We start from the raw sequence: 17,832 nt of genomic DNA, 5'->3' as shown, positions 1-17,832 counted from the left end.
TCGTTTTATTTTGAATTTAATGCCTAACAAATGTGCAACATTAGGCAAATAGAGCCGATTTTTTGCATGTTTATTGATATTTGTTAGGTTGCTCGCAAAAAGCCTTGAGTAAACTAATTGGTCGAATTTTGCAGGGATGTAATTTTTTTTCAAAAAAGACTGATATTCATTCTTATTTACTTGAGTGCTTTGAAAATATGCAATTACACGAGTTGGTCAATACTATCGGCCAAGACCTTCAACGCCGTTATGGCGAGAAGGTTCACAAGCTGACGCTTCATGGTGGTTTCAGCTGCCCAAACCGAGACGGGACAATTGGCCGTGGAGGTTGCACGTTTTGTAACGTGGCTTCCTTTGCCGATGAACAAACTCAGGTTCAGAGTATTGCAGAACAACTAAAAGATCGTGCGGGTGAAATTGCTCGTGCTAAGAAGTATCTGGCTTACTTTCAGGCGTACACCAGCACTTATGCTGAGGTGCAAGTGCTCAAGAATATGTATGAAGAGGCGCTAAAAGCACCCGGTGCAGAGATCGTCGGCCTTTGTGTTGGTACGCGACCAGACTGTGTGCCTGATGCGGTGTTGGATCTGTTAGCGGGCTACGTTAAACAAGGCTATGAGATTTGGCTCGAGCTTGGCCTGCAAACCGCCAATGATAAAACCCTCAAGCGAATTAACCGCGGCCACGATTTTGTAGTGTATGAAACGATCACCCAACGCGCACGCGCTTTAGGTATCAAGGTGTGTACTCATCTGATTGTTGGCCTACCAAAAGAAACCAAAGCGGATAACCTTGAAACCTTAGACAAGGTATTAGCCGTTGGCACCGATGGTATTAAGCTGCACGGCCTTCATATAGTAGAGGGCAGTACCATGGCTAAGGCGTGGAAGGCCGGAAAGCTAGAAGCCCCAAGCCTTGAAGAGTACATCGATATCGCGAGTGAGATCATTCAACGCACGCCTGCGGACGTGGTTTATCACCGTGTTTCTTCAGCGGCGAGACGCCCAACCTTACTTTCTCCTTTATGGTGTGAGAACCGCTGGTTAGCGATGACTGAAATAGGTCGTTCGTTGGATAAAACCGGTGCTCAAGGCATCAAAACGGGCTCTGCATTCGAGTACACGTTGCCTGTTTTAAACGCGGCCAATTAATAGAAATGGGTGACTGTAGGTAACAGCAGATAAAACCAATAAATAGTGGTAACATTTCCCTAGCAGATTTTATGGTATAGATTGAGAGTAAATGGAACTGGTAATGACTTGGTTGTGGGACAGGGCGTATGGCTACGGTATTTATATCGTTGTTGTATTGCTGATTGCTCTCATCTGCTGGCATCTCTATTCTCGTTATCAGTCGCATATCGAAACGCTTCTACTTGCTACCCCGTCGCCACTCTACTTTGTTGATGTTCGAAGTGGCGAAATACTCTATGCCAATCGCCAAGCCATGCAGTTGCTTGGTATCCGCCAAATCGGTGTTAATTTTCGCTTTCCTACTGTGGAAAGCGAGAACAGCTTTCGTCACTACTTAACCAACCACATCAACTCTCGAGCCTTCGAGCAGGTCTCCCTGTGGGCGCTTTCTGAATTTGAGTCGTTCAAGATCAACTTGATCGGTCGTAAGATCCATTTTAGAAATAAGCAGGCTTGGATGATTCACGCCTCACCTTATAAAAACACTAACGAAGAACTGTCCCAAGAAGTTCGAGAACTGAATGTTGCTCGTACCGCTTTGGATTCTTTGTCTGAGCTGATCTACGTGAAAGATCAGAAAGGTCAGTTAGTGACGAGTAATCGCTCGTTTAAAAAGTTTTGGCATGGTCGTGCTGAAGAGGGCACCCTGAGTGTTTCTGGTGGAGTATTAAAAGGTCGTGTAAGTGAACGCTCTTGGACTACAGATCAAGATGGAAAAAGCTGCTTGCTTGAAACCTACCAAAGTGTGCTGCTTTCCCAAGATGGAGAAACCATCGGCACGCTCTCTATTAGTCATGATGTGACCGATTGGCATGACATGCAGCAGAAACTGCGTGGCGAGATGGAGAAGCGAAAAGATACCGAAGTGGCACTTGCGCAGCGTGACACCATCTTGCAAAACCTCCTGGAGGCCAGCCCAGACTCGATTGGTATCTTTAATGAAAACATGGTTTATCAAGCGTGTAATAAACCATTTGTGGCTGCGCTGGGTATCTCTGAAGTCAGTGACTTGATCGGTAAACGTTTACAAGATGTGGTGCCACATAGCATCTATACGCGAATATCAGAAACCGATCATCAAGTGCTTCATCAAAGTAAATCACTGCGTTATATCGACAAAGTGGTCTCAAGTGATGGAACATTTACTTGGTATGATGTAGTCAAATCACCGTTTAGAGATCCAGCATCGAGCACTAATGGTGTGTTGATCATGGCGCGTGATATTACAGAGCGTTATCTAGCAGAACAAAAGCTTGAAGAAGCCAACCTTGAACTTGAACGCCTCAGCTTTATGGATAGCCTGACTAAAGTGTCTAACCGACGTCGTTTCGATGAACAGCTTTCGACACTATGGCATTACCATGTGCGTGAGAGGCTACCATTGACGATCATGCTGTGTGATATCGACTTTTTTAAAGGCTATAACGATTTTTATGGTCACCAGCAAGGTGATGATGCTCTGATTCAAGTTTCGCAGGCATTCAAGCAAGTACTCAGTCGCTCGTCTGATTGCGTGGCTCGTTATGGCGGGGAAGAGTTCGGCTTTATTTTGCCAAATACGACTACGGATGGTGCGCTTCTTGTTGCAAGTCGTATTCATGATGAAGTACTTAAGTTAGGTCTGATACACGAAAAATCAGCGGTCTCTGAATTTATCACGGTGAGTATTGGCATTATTTCTTATATTCCATCACCTGATGACGAAATGGAGTCCGCAGTTGCGATGGCTGACAGTGCACTCTACCAAGCTAAATCTGACGGTCGAAATCGTTCAATGGTACATCCTTCTTCAATTAGCTAGTTCTATAAATTTATGGTTGGGTTAACCTGTCTTTTTGGGGTTGCTTAGCACTATCTTGATTGGTTACCACTATATTGATTGTTTGACCATGATATTGCTGCGGATCTCTTGCTGCGTGTGATGCAGCTAGCTTACCTCCTATCTTCAAACAGGGTAGAATGTTGCTAGTCTTATCGCATGGAGCGCTAAATGAAACCCATGAAAAATCTCGCTCAGTATTACGTAGATCTACTCGTAAAACTGGGGATTGTCCGCTTTTCTATCTTACTCGCCTTAGCGCTTGTTGCCCTCGCTGTTGTTGTGCAAGTCGGTATTACCCTCGCACTCAAAGGCAATGTTGATGACATCGACATTGTCCGTTCAGTTTTCTTCGGTTTAGTGATCACGCCTTGGGCGGTTTATTTTCTGTCAGTGGTCGTGGACCAGTTGGAAGAATCACGTCAAAGGTTAGCGAAATTGGTCTCTAAACTTGGCGACATGCGTGAGCGAGACCAAGAACTCAACAATAAAATGCAGCTCAATATCGAGAAGCTTAATCAAGAAATTGAAGAGCGTGAAAAAGCGGAAGAAGCGCGCGCAGAAGCAATGCAAGATCTCGAAAACGAGGTGTTCCAGCGCGAGCGTACTCAGCTTGAACTCGCAGAACGTACTGCACTGTTACGCTCGTTTATCGATGCCTCGCCTGACCTTATTTACTACCGTAATGAAGATGGTGTGTTCTCTGGTTGTAACCGTGCGGTTGAAGAGCTCACTGGTAAAACAGAAAAAGAGCTAGTTGGTTTAACTCCTTGGGATGTTTACAGTAAAGAGGTCGCTCAGCAAGTTGTTGAAACCGATAAGAAAGTATTTGCTGACAACCAAGCATTGACTTATGACCAATGGCTTGAATACCCAGATGGCCGCAAGAGTTACTTCGAACTGCGTAAAGTGCCTTTCTACAGCAAAGATGGTCGTCACTTGGGCTTGGTTGGTTTTGGCCGCGATATTACTGAACGTAAAGAGCATCAAGAGTCGTTAGAAAAAGCCAGCCGCGATAAGACCACCTTTATCTCAACTATTAGCCACGAGTTAAGAACGCCGCTCAACGGCATCATTGGCTTGAGCCGCATGCTGCTTGATAGCCAACTGACCACCGAACAGCGCAAGCAGATGCAAACCATCAAGGTGAGCGCGGTGACACTGGGTAATATCTTCAACGATATTATTGATATGGATAAGTTCGACCGCCGTAAGCTTGAACTCTTCCCTACGCCTATTAACTTTGAAGATTTCGTTGTCGAGATCGAAAGTATCTCTGCGTTGATGGCTGAGCAGAAAGGGTTAAGGTTCGATCTAGAAAGATTGTCTGATCTTCCAGCTGCTGTTGAGGTGGATGGTACTCGTCTTAGACAGGTACTGTGGAACCTTGTTAGTAACGCGATGAAGTTCACCAAAGATGGTGGAGTGGTGATGACAGTCAGCGCCGACATTGATGGTGACTTTGCCAACATTACGATGGAAGTGGAAGATACTGGTATTGGTATCCCTGAAAGTGAAATCGAGAAGATCTTCGCGATGTACTATCAGGTGAAATCGGGCACGGACAACTTGCACGCTGTCGGCACGGGTATTGGTCTCGCTGTCTCTCAACAGCTAATTAATATGATGGATGGCCACATTGAAGTCATCAGTGAAGAGGGCTTTGGCAGTACCTTTACGGTTTCGATTCGAGTTCCAGTGAATCACGATACTCAGGCTCTGATCAAAACGCCAAGAAAACAGTCGAATCTTAAGATCTTTATGGTCGAAGACATTGAACTCAATATCACAGTGGCTCGCTCTCTACTTGAAAGCCTTGGCCATGAAGTGACAGTCGTGATGACGGGTAAAGAGGCGCAAATTGCTTTCAATCCTGAAGACTATGATTTGGTGTTGTTGGATATCCAACTGCCAGATATGACGGGTTTCGATATTGCTCAATACTACCGCGAGAAATACAGCCAGCTACCGCCTTTGGTGGCGTTAACTGCGAACGTATTAAACAACAAGCAAGAGTACTTCCAGAAAGGCATGGACGAAGCGATCAGTAAACCTTTGTCGGTTCGAGCTATCCAAGATGTCATCAGTGAACTTATCGAAGATGCACCAGAGGTAATTGAGAAGGTAGCGGGCACCGATAAGGTTGAGAGCATTGATAAAGTCGACGCGAGTAAGCCTGTTCTTTCAGAAATTGATACCACTTTGCTTGATATTGATATGCTAGAGTCTTATGTTGATATTGTTGGACCGAAACCGGTTTTGGATAGCATCGCGATGTTCGAAGATATGATGCCGGAGTATATGGAAATATTGAACTCCAACATGGTCGCGAAAGATAAAGCCAGTATCGTTTCTGAGGCACATAAGATTAAAGGTGCTGCAGGTTCTATTGGTCTGAAACGCATCCAACAAGTTGCCCAGAAAGCTCAATCTCCAGATTTGCCTGCGTGGTGGGAGAACATTTCAGATTGGGTTGATGAGATAAATAACGAATACCAGAATGACATTGAAGTTTTAAAGAGTTGGTTAAATCAAAGGTAGAAGAATAATGAAAAAATTAGCATTCGCCGCATGTGTAGTGGCATTAGCGGGTTGTTCTGCGCCACAAGTAGAATGGCAGCAAGATAATCAAGTCGAAGTATCTGCAGCAACAGTTACCATGAAAAGCAACCTTTGGCACAACAAGATGCCAACGATTGGCGAGACTCAAGATAAGACCCTACATGGTGCTATCTACCTAGAGTCAGACTCACAACTGCCAGCAACGCTTGCGGTTGAAAGTGTTACGGTTAAACAGGGTGCAGACACCTTGTTGGTAACGGCTGACGATCTTGATTTAAGAACACACAGTGAAACTCAATGGGAAGTCGCGTTTGTATGGCAGCTAGAAATCGACAGTGACAAGCCTGTTGATGTGGCGGTGGAACTTAAAGATGGCGAAACCGTGAAGTGGTTAGTAGAGAAAGACGTTAAGGTGGATACGGTTTACTAAAATCTTATCCAATTAAGAACAATAAAAAAGGGAGAATGCGTTGGCATTCTCCCTTTTTAATAACTATTGATGACGCTTCTAGTGTTCAAAACACTTACTGGTGAGTAGTGCTAAATGGTAAGAGGCGCGAATCGAATTAGTCTTCTAGGTCACCACAAAAGCGGTAGCCTTCACCGTGAATCGTTGCGATGATTTCTGGCGTACCAGAAACAGATTCAAAGTGCTTACGAATACGACGGATTGTTACGTCTACAGTACGATCGTGTGGCTTAAGCTCACGGCCAGTCATCTTCTTAAGAAGGTCAGCACGTGTTTGGATCTTACCTGGGTTCTCACAGAAGTGAAGTAGAGCACGGAACTCTGAACGAGGTAGCTTGTAGCCTTCGCCATCTGGGCTAACCAGAGAACGACTGTTGATATCTAGTACCCAACCGTTGAACTCATACTTCTCAACGCTACGCTTCTCTTCTTGAACAGAGCTTGTGCTCATTGAACGGTTCAGAAGGTTGCGTGCACGGATAGTCAGTTCACGAGGGTTGAAAGGCTTAGTGATGTAGTCATCAGCGCCGATCTCTAGGCCAAGGATCTTATCAACTTCATTATCACGACCAGTTAAGAACATAAGCGCTACGTTTGCTTGCTCACGTAGTTCACGCGCAAGTAGTAGGCCATTCTTACCTGGAAGGTTGATGTCCATAATTACAAGGTTAACTTGGTTGTCAGATAGCACTTGGTGCATCTCTTCACCGTCGCTAGCCTCAAAAACAGCATATCCCTCTGCTTCAAAAATACTCTTTAGAGTGTTACGAGTTACTTGCTCATCTTCAACGATAAGAATCTGCGGGGTTTGCATTTGGCGGTACCTAAATTTGTGACGAAACTGTGCTAATAGAATAAATTCTAGGCAAAAACATAACATACAGGTAATGTATTTTTGATGATAACTTAAAGTTTTCAAAAAAACACTTACTTCCAGCTATCTGCCTTCCTTGAAGTATTGCCCAATAACGTAGATCCAGTACGCCTTTCAATCATTCTTTTAGTGATTGGAGTGGATTCTATAATGTTAACAGCATGCTAACAACGCGAGAATGTTAATTCCATTCACTTTGTTGATTTACATCAATTGCCGTATCGCAACAAACTTTAATAGTATGGCTACAACTTAACCAATGTTATGGTGACTATTTAGCACCAAAACAAGAATGATTATTCGAGATGCTTCTCACATCTTGCCTGCTAAAGACCGGATTATGAACCAAGGAAGCTGAAAGCTGTCTTAAGAGTCTAGTAGATAAATATGCTCAATCAACCTTTATTGAGTAATAAATTGAGCATAGAACAATGAAAACAAAGGATTAATTTTAATAACATATAAAAGCATAGAGGCTAGCCTGACATAACCGGTAACGCCTTACTCACGGAGGATATATGCACGATATAACACCCGACTTGTGTGATGAGTTTGAAAGCGAAGTCACCCTACTGAACATGCCATTGCAGAACTTCGGCCAACGTGGTGCGTTCTTTGGAAAAATTGTAACAGTTCGTTGTTATCACGATAATTCCAAGGTTCGCGAGGTTTTAGAGACCGACGGCTGTGGCAAAGTGCTTGTCGTTGACGGAAATGGCTCATGCCAGAAGGCGCTGCTTGGCGATCAACTCGCTATTCTCGCGATAGAAAACGGTTGGGAAGGCGTGATTGTAAACGGTGCGGTGCGTGATGTAGGCATGATGTCGCAAATGGACCTTGGCGTTCAGGCGTTAGGTGCATCGCCATTCAAAACAGAGAAACGCGGTGTCGGCCAAGTGAATGTGACACTCTCTATACATAATCAACTGATTCAGCCTGGTGACTATATTTATGCCGATTGGAATGGCGTGTTAATTTCATCTGAGCTGTTAATTGAATCGTAACTGACTCAAATTGAATGCCGTTGATAGATTAGAACGGGGAATGGTTTGTGATGTACTAAAAGTTTGGATCTCAATCCGCACTAATCTGTTAATAAAGAACAAGCTAAAGAGACTAAAAGCGAAACCCTAGTCCCACTTCAACACCTTGCTGCCACTCTTCATAATCAAGGGTGGCATGCAAATCTAGGTTATCTGTTAGTTGCACTCGGCTGGAAACCTCTGCGGCTACCGATTTCTCATTGTCTTCGGTCTCGTCTTTATAGGTGTGTAGAGAACTGTTAAAAGAGACTCTTTCTGAGAACTGATAACTGACACCACTCAAGAATCCACTTTCCTGTTTCAGTGCCGCACTATTGATACGTGTACCGACGTAAAGATCCACATCTGAAAACAAGCTATAAGAGTAGCCACTGTCTATCTTCCAAGTATCGAAGCTTTCACTCGACGCGTTTTGTGTGGAGATAAAGAATTTATGAGAAGAACTATCGATCTGGCTGGGTAGTAGAGGCAAGCTATTCGCTGAACAAACAACAGGCATAGCAAAAGCCAAAAGAATAAGTAATCTCTTCATTTGCCACTCCTGATGTCATTATTATTGTTCTTCGAACGTTATCGTTCAATTAAAGCACAGAACTTGTACGTTCGCTGCACAATCGATATAGCATTTTGTTATGACTATATATGCAATTGATCACTCTTGCCTGTTCAATGAGTAAATCCAGTATCTTAAGTGAAGGTTTATGCAGGGTGTTTTATCCCTTAAATGACGGTTTGCTCTGAAAAACGGTGCGAATGTAAAAAAAACGCAACTTTTCATTGACGTCCAGTGGTAAAAATTGATACACGTAGAGTAAAGCACAAGCAGAGAATTTGATATGCAGCACGTAAGCCACCTAGTAATGACCACAACCATTATTATTACCGACATTAACATTGTTGGGGCAGGCTGCTAAGTAACGGATTTAAAAAAAAAGGCCTGTATCCAACAAGATACAGGCCTTTTTTTGTACCATTTTTATGACTTATGGAGAAAGGGATGCGCGTTTTAAAGTTTGGAGGTTCATCATTAGCTGATGCAGATCGTTTTTTACGAGCGGCTGATATCATCGCTAATAATGCCCAGCAAGAAGAGCTAGCCGTTGTACTATCGGCTCCAGGAAAAACAACCAATAAGTTGGTTGCTGTAATTGAAGCTGCACTTAAAAATGGTGAAGCAGACGCACAGATTACAGAGATCGAATCCTCATTCGCTGCACTGTTTGCAGATATTCAAACTGTTGTTCCTTCTATTGATGGTTCTGCGTTCCAAGAGCAGGTTGATACTTCTCTTGCTCAGCTAAAACAGTTCGTAAACGGCATTAACCTATTGGGTATGTGCCCGAACCATGTTAATGCTCGCATCATCAGTAAAGGTGAGCGAATCTCAATCCAGTTGATGAAAGCGGTACTTGAAGCGAAAGGCCAACCAGCAAGCCTGATTGACCCAGTTCAATACCTATACGCTAAAGGTGATCACCTTGAAGCTATGGTCGATGTGGATGTCTCTACTCAGAACTTCCGTCAGTCGCCACTGCCTAAAGGTCACGTAAATATCATGCCGGGCTTTACTGCGGGTAATGAAAAAGGTGAGCTAGTCACACTAGGTCGTAATGGTTCTGACTACTCAGCGGCTGTGTTAGCGGCGTGTCTACGTGCTGATTGCTGTGAAATCTGGACTGATGTCGATGGCGTTTACAACTGTGACCCACGCTTAGTTGATGATGCTCGTCTGCTCAAGTCTCTTAGCTACCAAGAGGCGATGGAGCTTTCTTACTTTGGTGCTTCGGTTCTACACCCGAAAACCATTGCTCCTATTGCGCAATTCCACATTCCTTGTCTGATCAAAAACAGCTTCAACCCACAAGGCGCAGGTACTTTGATTGGCCAAGACACTGGCGAAGATAACCTAGCAATCAAGGGTATTACGACGCTAAGTGACCTAACCATGGTTAACGTATCAGGCCCAGGCATGAAGGGCATGGTAGGTATGGCGAGTCGTGTATTCGGCGCGATGTCTTCTGCTGGCGTTTCTATTGTCCTTATTACTCAATCTTCTTCTGAGTACAGCATCAGCTTCTGTATTGAATCGGCTGATAAGGTGAAAGCGAAACAAGTGTTGTCAGACGCGTTTGAACTTGAACTTAAAGATGGCCTGTTAGAGCCGGTTGAGTTCATGGATGACGTTGCGATTGTAACGCTGGTGGGTGACGGTATGCGCACTTCACGTGGCGTAGCATCTCAGTTCTTCTCTTCTTTAGCTGAAGTGAACGTCAACATTGTTGCTATTGCTCAAGGTTCTTCAGAGCGCGCTATTTCAGCGGTTATCCCTGAAGACAAAATCTCTGAAGCAATCAAAGCGTGTCACGAGAACCTATTTAACTCTAAGCACTTCCTAGATGTATTCGTTGTGGGTGTCGGCGGTGTTGGTGGCGAGCTTGTTGACCAGATCCAACGTCAGCAAGGCAAACTGGCTGAAAAAGGCATCGTGATTCGCGTATGTGGTTTAGCAAACAGTAAAGGTTTGTTGCTAGACAGCGATGGTCTACCGTTAGAGCAGTGGCGTGACCGTATGTCGAGTGCGACTGAAGAGTTCAGCCTAGCGCGTTTAGCGGCTTTGGTTCAACGTAACCACATCATCAACCCAGTATTGGTTGATTGTACGTCTAGCGAAGGTATTGCGGCGCAGTACGCTGATTTCCTAGCGGCTGGTTTCCACGTAGTAACACCAAACAAGAAAGCAAACACAGCAAGCATGGCTTACTACCATCAGCTTCGTGAAGTTGCACGCAACTCACGTCGTAAGCTGATGTACGAGACAACAGTAGGTGCAGGTCTACCGGTCATCGAAAACCTACAGAACCTTATCTCTGCAGGTGATGAACTTGAGAAGTTCAACGGCATTCTTTCAGGTTCACTGTCTTACATCTTCGGCAAGCTTGATGAAGGTATGACACTGAGCCAGGCAACCAATATTGCAAAAGATAACGGCTTCACTGAACCGGATCCTCGAGATGATCTATCTGGTATGGATGTGGCGCGTAAGTTGCTTATTCTTGCTCGTGAAGCAGGCATGGCGCTTGAACTTGAAGATGTTGAAGTAGACCAAGCTCTGCCACCGGGTTTTGATGATTCAGGTACGGTTGAAGAGTTCATGGCTCGCCTACCAGAAGCGGATGCTTACTTCAAAGAGCAGTCAGCTATCGCAGCAGAAGAAGGTAAAGTACTTCGTTATGTGGGTGAAATCGCTGAAGGTAAGTGTAAGGTTCGTATCGCTGCTGTTGATGGCGACGACCCAATGTTCAAGATTAAAGATGGCGAGAACGCATTAGCATTCTACAGCCGTTACTACCAACCAATCCCTCTAGTACTGCGTGGCTACGGCGCGGGTACTGAAGTAACAGCAGCTGGCGTATTCTCTGATGTGATGCGTACTCTTGGTTGGAAATTAGGAGTTTAGGAATGAGTTCAAGTGATATGGATGTTGTTGTTTATGCGCCTGCATCAATCGGCAATGTCAGTGTAGGGTTTGATGTGCTGGGGGCAGCTGTGTCTCCAGTGGATGGCACGCTGCTAGGTGACCGAGTTATGGTTAAAGCCGGTGATGAACCATTCTCACTTAAAACTGCAGGCAGCTTTGTTTCTAAGCTGCCAACTGAAGCAAAAGAAAACATCGTTTACGACTGCTGGGTGGTGTTCTCGAGAGAGCTTGATAAAAAAGGCGTTACGCTAAAGCCTTTAGAAATGACACTAGAAAAGAACATGCCTATCGGTTCAGGTTTGGGTTCTAGTGCATGTTCAATCGTCGCGGCACTGGATGCGCTAAACCGTTTTCACGGTCAGCCCCTGAATGAAACTGAACTGCTTGCTCTGATGGGTGAAATGGAAGGCAAGATTTCAGGTGGTATCCACTACGATAACGTTGCGCCATGTTACCTTGGTGGTGTGCAGCTCATGCTTGAAGAGCTAGGCATCATCAGCCAAGAAGTACCGTGTTTTGACGACTGGTACTGGGTAATGGCTTATCCGGGTATTAAGGTTTCAACGGCTGAAGCGAGAGAGATCCTACCATCTCAATATCGTCGTCAGGATATTATTGCTCATGGTCGTCACTTAGCGGGCTTTATCCACGCGTGTCATTCAGGTCAACCTGAACTGGCGGCGAAGATGATCAAAGACGTGATCGCTGAACCATATCGTGAGAAACTGCTTCCAGGGTTTGCTGATGCTCGTAAATACGCGCTGTCAGCTGGGGCACTGGCTACTGGTATTTCTGGTAGTGGTCCAACTCTATTTAGCATTTGCAAAGAACAAGATGTCGCCGAGCGTGTTGCACGCTGGTTAGAACAAAATTACGTACAAAATGAAGAAGGATTCGTTCACGTTTGTCGCCTAGATAAGCAGGGTTCGATCGTTACAGGAAGTGAGTTATGAAACTGTACAACATCAAAGAAAATGATGAACAAGTCTCTTTTGGCCAAGCCGTTCGTCAAGGCTTAGGCCGTAATCAAGGTCTATTTTTCCCATCTGAACTGCCAAAGTTTGATGATATCGATGCGCTGCTAGCAGAGGACTTTGTCCCTCGTAGCTCAAAGATTCTGTCAGCATTGATTGGTGATGAATTACCAAAAGAACAGATCGACCAAATGGTGGATGCAGCGTTCCAATTCCCTGCACCAATCAACCAAGTAAAAGACGGCGTTTACGCGCTTGAGCTTTTCCACGGTCCAACACTGGCGTTTAAAGATTTCGGTGGCCGCTTTATGGCTCAATCTTTAGCAGCTGTTTCTGATGGTGGTCAAATCACTATCTTAACGGCAACATCAGGTGATACTGGTGCGGCGGTTGCGCATGCTTTCTACGGCATGGAAAACATCAATGTTGTGATTCTTTACCCGAAAGGCAAGATCAGCCCACTGCAAGAGAAGCTGTTCTGTACGCTTGGCAAGAACATCCACACTGTGGCGATTGATGGTGACTTTGATGCGTGTCAGGCTCTAGTTAAAGACTCATTTGATGACGCTGAACTGCGTAAAGAGATCGGTCTTAATTCGGCAAACTCGATTAACATCAGCCGTTTAATGGCTCAGATCTGTTACTACTTTGAGGCGGCTTCTCAGCTGACTAAAGAGCAACGTGAAAACCTCGTTATCTCTGTACCAAGTGGTAACTTTGGTAACCTAACGGCTGGTCTATTGGCTAAAGCGCTAGGTCTACCTGTTAAGCGTTTTATCGCAGCAACTAACGAAAATGACACTGTTCCTCGTTACCTAGAAACAGGTCAATGGGATCCAAAACCGACTGTTGCGACAACATCGAACGCGATGGACGTAAGCCAACCAAACAACTGGCCTCGTATCGAAGAGCTTTGCCAACTGAAAGGTTGGGGCTTAGATACACTAGGCAAAGGTAAAGTATCTGACGAGCAGAGCGCTGAGTCAGTTCGCGACCTAAAAGCACAAGGTTACCTATGTGAACCACATGGTGCGATTGCTTACCGTCTACTGGAAGAGCAACTGCAAGAGAACGAAACTGGCTTGTTCCTGTGTACAGCACACCCAGCGAAATTCAAAGAAGTGGTTGATGACATCCTAGGTTCTGATATCGAACTGCCTGGCCCGCTAGCAAAACACGCGGCGATGGAATTGTTGTCTGAAGATCTTGATAACGATTTTGAAGCGCTAAAAGCTGTGCTTCGTCGAGTTCAACCGTAACGTCCATTTGTTTTTCGAACAAATAAAAACGGCGCTCAATGAGCGCCGTTTTTGTATTCTAATTTAAGCTCTAAAAATTATAGAGACTCAGTGAACGTACGTGCGATAACGTCACGTTGCTGTTCAGTTGTTAGAGAGTTGAAACGTACAGCGTAACCCGATACACGGATAGTTAGCTGTGGGTAGTTCTCTGGGTGAGCAACTGCGTCTTCTAGCGTTTCACGCTTAAGAACGTTAACGTTTAGGTGTAACGTTGCGACTCCAGTATGACTTAAAATATTGTTTATATAGATCTATAAAATCATGACTTATGTTCTCTTGAAGAAGATAGCCATATAGAGATTTTAAGTTTTATTCATTTTAGTTGATTGAGTGTCCGTGCTCCCAAATTATGATCTAATATATGCGCGATAAATATTGTTGATCTTACGATTCATCGATGACGTTTCCTGCGAGAACTCTCTATCATAAAATGATTCGCCATAGTCGAGGCTCAGGTTATGACGTTGACTACCAGTCAAACTATTCCAGCTCGATACGTATGTGAATATTGATTTTAGCAGTTGATGGAAAACATCTAGGTCGGCTACTAAAGTAAATGTCATTAGAGACTGAGGAGAGCCCTCACTAGTTTGATATCTTATAAAATTTAGCTTTAAATGATCTCTGCTCAACCTTGAAGTGATTAACTCAACTTTGGTATTCAAAATACGCAACAAACTGTCATTGATTGTTTGATATCTAGGTTCAAAATTTTTGGTTATACGTGGGTTAGTCAACATAAGGATCTCCTCTGTGGTAAACATAATTAGACCACCACGATATGCTTGCTTTTTGTCCAAAAATAAAAGCAGCGCGATCAATATAGGTAGATCTGAGAACATCATAATTTGATACTTCTCGGCAGAACTAAGAGCTGTGTATTCAAAACGAAACTTTAACTCATCCTCGTTGGGATGCGATACGTCATAAATCAATTCGTTGAAGGCTTTTGAGATGGGCTCATTTGGTAATCGCCACGCCAATTCTTCTAAAACTGAAGGCACTGTGGTCATATTACTAGCTAGATGACGATGCGTGACTCTAGATCCATGAATCAGCTTCTGTGGGCAAGTTGAGTTCAGAGCAGACTGTTTATAAGGAGTTAAATTTGGATCTGTAGCTTTAACGGACAATAGTTCACTAATAGGTTCATTCGTTGAAGATAGGAGATGATTTTTCGTTGGGATCGACATTTTGCCCTCAAAAAGCGGCCAATACTTCCACTTGTTGATGGTATTGTCAATTGTTGTTCGTGGATGAGAGTACTATCATCTCTTTACCCGATCAGGTGTATAATAAATATTTTGAATCATACACTTATTACGCAACCAAAGTTTGGTCACCAAACCTTGGTTGCGTGAGTTTTCGATTCAGAGCTTATAAATGACCCAAACTTTAGTAGCGTCGTAGATGACATACAATGCCTAGTAGCGCAGCTGTATTTACTCATCAATATTGGGCATCTGGAGTTACCTCTATTAATGATTCCTAGCACACTTTCCCCCCAAAGCTTGTTAGACCTTTTTCAATAAGAAAACTGCTAGCTTGATTTATCCCTATCTATGCTAATGTTTCAACATGGCACACAGAACAAACACAAAAACCTTCGTATATTCAATCCAGTATTTAGGTATGCTTGGGGGGAAAAGGATGTGATAAACATCCAACATCGACATATTGAGCTGTTAGGCATTTGCGTTAAAACACTCCAAAAACAGCAAGTACTCTTGAAATATATACAATGATTTAGAGTCGAAAAAATCATAAATATAGGCAAGCATTATGAGTGAAAAAGAAGAAGTAGTATTGAAAATACTGGATTACCTAAATGAAATTGAAGTGCGTGCTACTTATGGCGCTGTTGCTGAGGTGTTGGGAGTATTACCTCGCTCTGTTGGACAGCAGTTTTTAGGTGAAAAGCGACCATATGCTTCTTGGGTTGTTCGTGAAGACACGGGTTTACCTACAGACTATTTGGAAGACCAACTACATCCTAAGTTACTTTCCAAGAAAAGCCTTATAAAGTCTGGTTCTGTGTTGAGGCGTAACATCGGACTGAGCCAGAGTATCTAACAAGGCGTTAGCATTCAGGAGCAATATGAATATTTTTGAGGTTGACTATGGCCTTGGCCCATTAATCGATGTAGAGGAAACGATCCAAGCAGGTATCGCAAAGTTGTTTGAGAGGAACCGCACTGAACCTTGGTTCGATGGGGTGTGGATGAACGAATACGGTGAAGTTCTTTACGGCTCTTTGCTTGTTTCAGCTCAAGCTTACTGCATCAGTAGCTTACGAGATATTAACGAAATCCGAGTCAGCTTAGGGCTCAATAAATTGACCAAAGAAAAAGCATATCAAAATCACCGTGTAAAAGTTCAGGGTTATTCTCTAATAGAGATGGTTAATTGTACTGCCAATTATTTCAAGCACCGAGATGAGTGGAGCGATACTTGGCCTGATAATTACACTACACGTGTTCTAACAGCATTCTCAATGGACTGTGAATTTCTGATAAATGAATTTCAGGGGTTAATTGACTCAGAATATGGTTATAAAACACTTTCCGACTTAGTTTCAGAGTGGAGAAATGATCTAATTGATCAATCGAAAAATGAAAGCTAACAAGGCGTCAACTAAATTGAGGCAATTATGAAGTACTTTAGTGATCAAGAAAGAGGTACTACGCCTCGAACAAACAATGAGATCCCGCACAATGTTTGGTGTGGGCTCGTTGCTTTAATTCAAAAGCTAATCAATACGGGATATTTTGGAGAAAATTTTCCAGAGCTTTGCCTTGATGGACAAGGGTGCTGTGGTACTGATGAGACAGGGTTTACCTTTGCTCTAAAAGCTGAAATATTGGGAATTGAATACCCACTTGTTACAGAAAAAGACGAAAATCCTGATGGTTGGTCGCATAAAAAAGTCCCGTTTGTTCCTAACTATTTGGACGCACTAGATTTAGTACAGTTTTGCTACGCAAATGTATCTAAGCCTACACAAGGAAGTTATCATTCGTACTATAGGCATCACCATATAGATTCGTTTGATCGTACAACTGGACGAGCCGATTTCTTAGAGAAGGTTAATACCATTTTCACTCGAAATGGTTTGGCTTATGAGCTACTAGCTGACGGCCAAATTAAAAGGGTTATGAGTGGGGCTCTAAGTTCTGTTATTCAACAAGCCCCGAAAACATCTGAGCAGGAGCTAAATGACCTACTTGAGCATGCAAATAGAAAAATTTGTAATACTGACGTACGAGTTAGGTATGAAGCTTTAAAAGAGCTTTGGGACGCTTTTGAACGCATAAAGACAGTCGCTGAACCAGAGAAAAGAAAAAAGCAATCATTGGCCACCTTACTAGACAACTGTTCATCTGACCCTGATTTTCGAGCAGAACTAGAAGCAGAAGCTAAGGCTTTGACAAATATAGGAAACGCATTCTTCATTCGTCACTCAGAGATAAGCCAGATTAAACTTACTGATAGCAGTCATATTGAATATCTCTTTCATCGACTTGCAAGTTTAATGTTGTTGCTGGCTAAAAATCTAGAGTAAATCAGGGCAGTCTAAGTAAGTATAGTAAGGAGAGGGCTACCCGCTAGCTGTTGAGCTAGCGAGCGGGTTTACCTTACCAACCCTATAAGCGTGACAGAAATCCTGTCGCACTCAATGCACACACAAAAGCTGTAACGGGTTCAAAGCTTGCAACCAAAATTACAAACAATCCCCCAAAAGCAGTGATGAGCTTTGGTAAGGATGCTGAACCCGCATTATCTCGTTTCACCATAGGCTACTCCTCAAATACGTTCCTCTCAGTCTCATGAAGAGTCAGGAAGAGGAGTTCAGACTTTGCCATCTATTTTGTTTACGAGCAGTCGCAATGGTGATGGCAACCTGACTGCACTGATTTGCACATTATATAAATCAGTTGATTGCAGTCAATCAAAAGCCGAACTTCTTGTGAGTGAAAATTTTCAATACGTGAGCTAATACATAAATAACGAATCTAGCAATCCTTTTAACCATTTATCCCCAATACAGAGGCTACTACTTTACGTTGCGTATATGTTGATTCTTACGACTCAACGGTTACAGTTCTATGAGTTCTTCCG

General features: G+C 43.6%; 15 protein-coding genes, 1 pseudogene and 1 other annotated feature. Of the genes and pseudogenes, 11 read left to right on the top strand and 5 right to left on the bottom strand.

Annotation, left to right across the window (positions count from 1 at the left end):
- Positions 1 to 197: 197 nt before the first annotated feature.
- From AB6F11_RS10685 to AB6F11_RS10670, 4 genes are all read left to right on the top strand, one after another.
- Positions 198 to 1,151 carry a TIGR01212 family radical SAM protein gene (locus AB6F11_RS10685; RefSeq protein ID WP_102394350.1) on the top strand — a complete coding sequence of 318 codons (954 nt, stop codon included), beginning with the start codon at positions 198 to 200 and terminating at the stop codon, positions 1,149 to 1,151.
- A 91-nt stretch (positions 1,152 to 1,242) separates the two neighbouring features.
- Positions 1,243 to 2,994 carry a diguanylate cyclase domain-containing protein gene (locus AB6F11_RS10680; RefSeq protein ID WP_102394351.1) on the top strand — a complete coding sequence of 584 codons (1,752 nt, stop codon included), beginning with the start codon at positions 1,243 to 1,245 and terminating at the stop codon, positions 2,992 to 2,994.
- A gap of 189 nt (positions 2,995 to 3,183) precedes the next feature.
- Entirely contained in the window at positions 3,184 to 5,553 is a 2,370-nt protein-coding gene (gene arcB, locus AB6F11_RS10675; RefSeq protein WP_017062885.1) for an aerobic respiration two-component sensor histidine kinase ArcB, read from the top strand.
- 7 nt (positions 5,554 to 5,560) lie between these two features.
- Positions 5,561 to 6,004, top strand: a complete 444-nt coding sequence (locus AB6F11_RS10670; protein WP_017062884.1) for a hypothetical protein — start codon at positions 5,561 to 5,563, stop codon at positions 6,002 to 6,004.
- Positions 6,005 to 6,140: 136 nt separating this feature from the next.
- Here AB6F11_RS10670 and arcA read toward each other — a convergent pair whose 3' ends face one another.
- The gene (gene arcA, locus AB6F11_RS10665) at positions 6,141 to 6,857 is read right to left on the bottom strand and encodes a two-component system response regulator ArcA (RefSeq protein WP_004741534.1); all 717 of its coding nucleotides are present in this window, start codon (positions 6,855 to 6,857) and stop codon (positions 6,141 to 6,143) included.
- A 429-nt stretch (positions 6,858 to 7,286) separates the two neighbouring features.
- Positions 7,287 to 7,388: pseudogene (locus AB6F11_RS10660) on the bottom strand (ribonuclease activity regulator protein RraA); the annotation flags it as partial.
- A 47-nt stretch (positions 7,389 to 7,435) separates the two neighbouring features.
- On the opposite strand from AB6F11_RS10660, the gene AB6F11_RS10655 reads away from it, so the two are divergent.
- Positions 7,436 to 7,921, top strand: coding sequence for a putative 4-hydroxy-4-methyl-2-oxoglutarate aldolase (locus AB6F11_RS10655; protein WP_017059310.1), 486 nt, complete (start codon positions 7,436 to 7,438; stop codon positions 7,919 to 7,921).
- 112 nt (positions 7,922 to 8,033) lie between these two features.
- Here AB6F11_RS10655 and AB6F11_RS10650 read toward each other — a convergent pair whose 3' ends face one another.
- Positions 8,034 to 8,492 (bottom strand): hypothetical protein, encoded by a 459-nt coding sequence (locus AB6F11_RS10650; RefSeq protein WP_017070076.1) that lies wholly within the window; start codon positions 8,490 to 8,492, stop codon positions 8,034 to 8,036.
- 317 nt (positions 8,493 to 8,809) lie between these two features.
- Positions 8,810 to 8,928 (top strand) — a sequence feature (Thr leader region).
- 29 nt (positions 8,929 to 8,957) lie between these two features.
- Between AB6F11_RS10650 and thrA the strand changes: the two genes are divergently transcribed.
- The 3 genes from thrA to thrC are packed head-to-tail and all read left to right on the top strand — an operon-like array spanning position 8,958 to position 13,671.
- Complete coding sequence (gene thrA / locus AB6F11_RS10645; protein ID WP_102394352.1) at positions 8,958 to 11,417, top strand: bifunctional aspartate kinase/homoserine dehydrogenase I; 2,460 nt, start codon at positions 8,958 to 8,960, stop codon at positions 11,415 to 11,417.
- Positions 11,418 to 11,434: 17 nt separating this feature from the next.
- The gene (gene thrB, locus AB6F11_RS10640; RefSeq protein ID WP_032545653.1) at positions 11,435 to 12,391 is read left to right on the top strand and encodes a homoserine kinase; all 957 of its coding nucleotides are present in this window, start codon (positions 11,435 to 11,437) and stop codon (positions 12,389 to 12,391) included.
- Positions 12,388 to 13,671: a threonine synthase gene (gene thrC, locus AB6F11_RS10635; RefSeq protein WP_102394353.1), complete on the top strand. Its 1,284-nt coding sequence runs from the start codon at positions 12,388 to 12,390 to the stop codon at positions 13,669 to 13,671. Before thrB ends, thrC begins: the two co-directional genes overlap by 4 nt.
- Positions 13,672 to 13,748: 77 nt before the next feature.
- Here thrC and AB6F11_RS10630 read toward each other — a convergent pair whose 3' ends face one another.
- Positions 13,749 to 13,964, bottom strand: coding sequence for an autonomous glycyl radical cofactor GrcA (locus tag AB6F11_RS10630; RefSeq protein ID WP_276605512.1), 216 nt, complete (start codon positions 13,962 to 13,964; stop codon positions 13,749 to 13,751).
- Between the two features lie 96 nt (positions 13,965 to 14,060).
- Positions 14,061 to 14,906 (bottom strand): hypothetical protein, encoded by an 846-nt coding sequence (locus tag AB6F11_RS10625; protein WP_133160489.1) that lies wholly within the window; start codon positions 14,904 to 14,906, stop codon positions 14,061 to 14,063.
- Positions 14,907 to 15,495: 589 nt separating this feature from the next.
- Here AB6F11_RS10625 and AB6F11_RS10620 point away from each other — a divergent pair.
- From AB6F11_RS10620 to AB6F11_RS10610, 3 genes are read left to right on the top strand one after another with little or no spacing between them, the layout of a single operon-like run.
- Positions 15,496 to 15,786, top strand: coding sequence for a hypothetical protein (locus tag AB6F11_RS10620; protein ID WP_104216230.1), 291 nt, complete (start codon positions 15,496 to 15,498; stop codon positions 15,784 to 15,786).
- Between the two features lie 25 nt (positions 15,787 to 15,811).
- A complete protein-coding gene (locus AB6F11_RS10615) occupies positions 15,812 to 16,336 on the top strand; it encodes a hypothetical protein (protein ID WP_104216229.1) in 525 nt (174 codons plus the stop codon).
- Between the two features lie 27 nt (positions 16,337 to 16,363).
- A complete protein-coding gene (locus tag AB6F11_RS10610; protein ID WP_104216228.1) occupies positions 16,364 to 17,275 on the top strand; it encodes an AbiJ-NTD4 domain-containing protein in 912 nt (303 codons plus the stop codon).
- Positions 17,276 to 17,832 lie beyond the last annotated feature (557 nt).

The organism is Vibrio sp. 10N.247.311.14, from assembly GCF_041467715.1.
Lineage (GTDB): Bacteria > Pseudomonadota > Gammaproteobacteria > Enterobacterales > Vibrionaceae > Vibrio > Vibrio crassostreae_C.
The sequence above is the reverse complement of the archived record's forward strand: the minus strand, read 5'-3'. Positions and strand labels throughout refer to the sequence as shown.

Bases quoted from the DNA above. Each gene is read 5' to 3' on its own strand.
- AB6F11_RS10685 (WP_102394350.1), top strand. From the start codon at position 198: ATGCAATTACACGAGTTGGTCAATACTATCGGCCAAGACCTTCAACGC.
- AB6F11_RS10655 (WP_017059310.1), top strand. From the start codon at position 7,436: ATGCACGATATAACACCCGACTTGTGTGATGAGTTTGAAAGCGAAGTC.
- AB6F11_RS10620 (WP_104216230.1), top strand. From the start codon at position 15,496: ATGAGTGAAAAAGAAGAAGTAGTATTGAAAATACTGGATTACCTAAAT.
- arcA (WP_004741534.1), bottom strand. From the start codon at position 6,857: ATGCAAACCCCGCAGATTCTTATCGTTGAAGATGAGCAAGTAACTCGT.
- AB6F11_RS10650 (WP_017070076.1), bottom strand. From the start codon at position 8,492: ATGAAGAGATTACTTATTCTTTTGGCTTTTGCTATGCCTGTTGTTTGT.
- arcB (WP_017062885.1), top strand. From the start codon at position 3,184: ATGAAACCCATGAAAAATCTCGCTCAGTATTACGTAGATCTACTCGTA.
- thrA (WP_102394352.1), top strand. From the start codon at position 8,958: ATGCGCGTTTTAAAGTTTGGAGGTTCATCATTAGCTGATGCAGATCGT.
- AB6F11_RS10680 (WP_102394351.1), top strand. From the start codon at position 1,243: ATGGAACTGGTAATGACTTGGTTGTGGGACAGGGCGTATGGCTACGGT.
- thrC (WP_102394353.1), top strand. From the start codon at position 12,388: ATGAAACTGTACAACATCAAAGAAAATGATGAACAAGTCTCTTTTGGC.
- AB6F11_RS10625 (WP_133160489.1), bottom strand. From the start codon at position 14,906: ATGTCGATCCCAACGAAAAATCATCTCCTATCTTCAACGAATGAACCT.
- AB6F11_RS10610 (WP_104216228.1), top strand. From the start codon at position 16,364: ATGAAGTACTTTAGTGATCAAGAAAGAGGTACTACGCCTCGAACAAAC.
- thrB (WP_032545653.1), top strand. From the start codon at position 11,435: ATGGATGTTGTTGTTTATGCGCCTGCATCAATCGGCAATGTCAGTGTA.
- AB6F11_RS10670 (WP_017062884.1), top strand. From the start codon at position 5,561: ATGAAAAAATTAGCATTCGCCGCATGTGTAGTGGCATTAGCGGGTTGT.
- AB6F11_RS10615 (WP_104216229.1), top strand. From the start codon at position 15,812: ATGAATATTTTTGAGGTTGACTATGGCCTTGGCCCATTAATCGATGTA.